We start from the raw sequence: 1,834 nt of genomic DNA, 5'->3' as shown, positions 1-1,834 counted from the left end.
ACTGTTAAAGATAGAACCGCAAATAACTACTATTTTCCGGAATATTCCGGAAAACGACAAATAGGCGTGGTAGTATTAATTAACAAAGATTAAAACTACCAAATGTCAAAAAAATATGTCAGTCCCAAGGAGGCGCAAAACATTCTCGGAGTTACGGAAAGAACGTTACGAAACTGGGACGAACAGGGAAAAATACGAACCATCAGAACTCCTTCCGGGCATCGCAGATACGACATCGAATCGATTACCGGAAAAGAATGCAGAGCTAGTATCATCTACGCCAGAGTCAGTAGTCACAAACAAAAAGCAGATTTGCTCATTCAAGCAGATTATTTGCAAAGCCTATACCCAGAAAGCGAAGTCATTAAAGAAGTCGGATCAGGACTTAACTACAACAGAAAAAAGCTTAAAGCCATTCTGGAACGAGTTATGTCAGGAGATGTCAAACAAGTTGTGGTCGGGCACAAAGACCGACTTGCAAGATTTGGATTTGAGTTATTGCGATGGATTTGTGAACTCAACGATACAGAACTCGTGGTTTGCAACAACACAGAACTTAGTCCAGAAAGAGAAATGGTGGAAGACATATTGGCAATCGTACACGTCTTCTCTTGTCGATTGTACGGATTACGAAAGTACAAAACTCAAATCAAAGAAGATAAGACTTTACCCGGAAGCTGAATTAAAAGCTGTGTGGCGAAAATGGTTAGCAGCTTCACGATATTGTTATAACGCGGGCATTGCGACACTTCGAGAGGCGTTTAATGCGGGAAGCAAACTGTTAAGTGGCTACGATTTACGCAAGTCAGTAATGTCGAATATTCCAGAGTGGGTAAGTTCAACTCCTTATAATTTGCGAGGCGCTGCGGTTCTTGATGCTCATGTTGCATTTTCCCGCACTAAAGACAAATTTTGTCCAACGTTTAGGAGTTGTAGCAATCCGGTTTTATCTTTTAAATTACAAGCGCAAAATTGGAAGAAAAGTATTACTTACCCTACTCACAAAACAGAGTCGGGATTAAAGCTGTCCGATCTTAAAGCAAACGAGAGTGAAAAGATTCCAGAAGTAATTCCGAGCGATTTCAATATCGTGCTAGATAGAGGCAGATGGTTCATAACTTACACTATTGAGGAACAAAGACTAGAAAACAATAAGCAACAAGCGATAGCCTTAGATCCTGGAGTACGAACATTTTTGACGGGTTTTGATGGCAATAACGTAATTGAAATAGGTAATGGTTCAATATCTCGCATAGTTAATCTCTGCAAGCGTTTAGACAAGCTTCAATCAGAAACTACTAAAGCTAAAGGAAAAATTAATAAGCGGAAAAGATTTAACCTTAGAAAAGTTGCTCAACAAGTCAGAATCAAAATCAAAAACCTTGTGGATGAGTGCCATAAAAAAGCGGCTTGTTTTTTAACTTCTAACTATTCTCAAATTATCATACCCACCTTTGAATCTTCAGAAATGGTCTATAAGGCTAAACGAAAGATAAATAGTAAAACCGCTAGAAGCATGTTGACGTGGGCGCATTACCGCTTCAAACAAAAACTAAAGCATCAAGCAGTTAAGCGAAACTCTCAAGTAATTGAAGTAACAGAAGAATATACAAGCAAAACCTGTTCGCGATGCGGTCACATACATCGCAAACTAGGCGGATCTAAAAGTTTTAAATGCCCAGAATGTGGGCACAAAATTGATAGAGATGCTAACGGTAGTATAAATATTTTTCTAAAAACAATCTCCGGGAATTAACCGGAGATAAGGCTAGATAGCGCCTAATACACAGTTTTTCGGGTTTATGCCGGAAATTACCGGGTTAAAGACTATCTG

General features: G+C 39.1%; 2 protein-coding genes. Both read left to right on the top strand.

Annotated features, from left to right (window positions below; all coding sequences use genetic code 11):
- The first annotated feature begins 102 nt into the window (after positions 1-102).
- Positions 103-681: an IS607 family transposase gene (locus OGM63_RS18920; protein ID WP_263747205.1), complete on the top strand. Its 579-nt coding sequence runs from the start codon at positions 103-105 to the stop codon at positions 679-681.
- A gap of 10 nt (positions 682-691) precedes the next feature.
- Positions 692-1,756, top strand: a complete 1,065-nt coding sequence (locus OGM63_RS18915) for an RNA-guided endonuclease InsQ/TnpB family protein (RefSeq protein WP_263747204.1) — start codon at positions 692-694, stop codon at positions 1,754-1,756.
- Positions 1,757-1,834: the final 78 nt, after the last annotated feature.

Origin of the sequence: Plectonema radiosum NIES-515 (assembly GCF_025753815.1) — a bacterium.
Classification (GTDB): domain Bacteria; phylum Cyanobacteriota; class Cyanobacteriia; order Cyanobacteriales; family Nostocaceae; genus Hassallia; species Hassallia radiosum_A.
This window is presented reverse-complemented; position numbering and strand designations above follow the sequence as displayed.

Excerpts from the sequence above, each read along its gene's own strand:
- OGM63_RS18920 (WP_263747205.1), top strand. The coding sequence starts at position 103 with ATGTCAAAAAAATATGTCAGTCCCAAGGAGGCGCAAAACATTCTCGGA.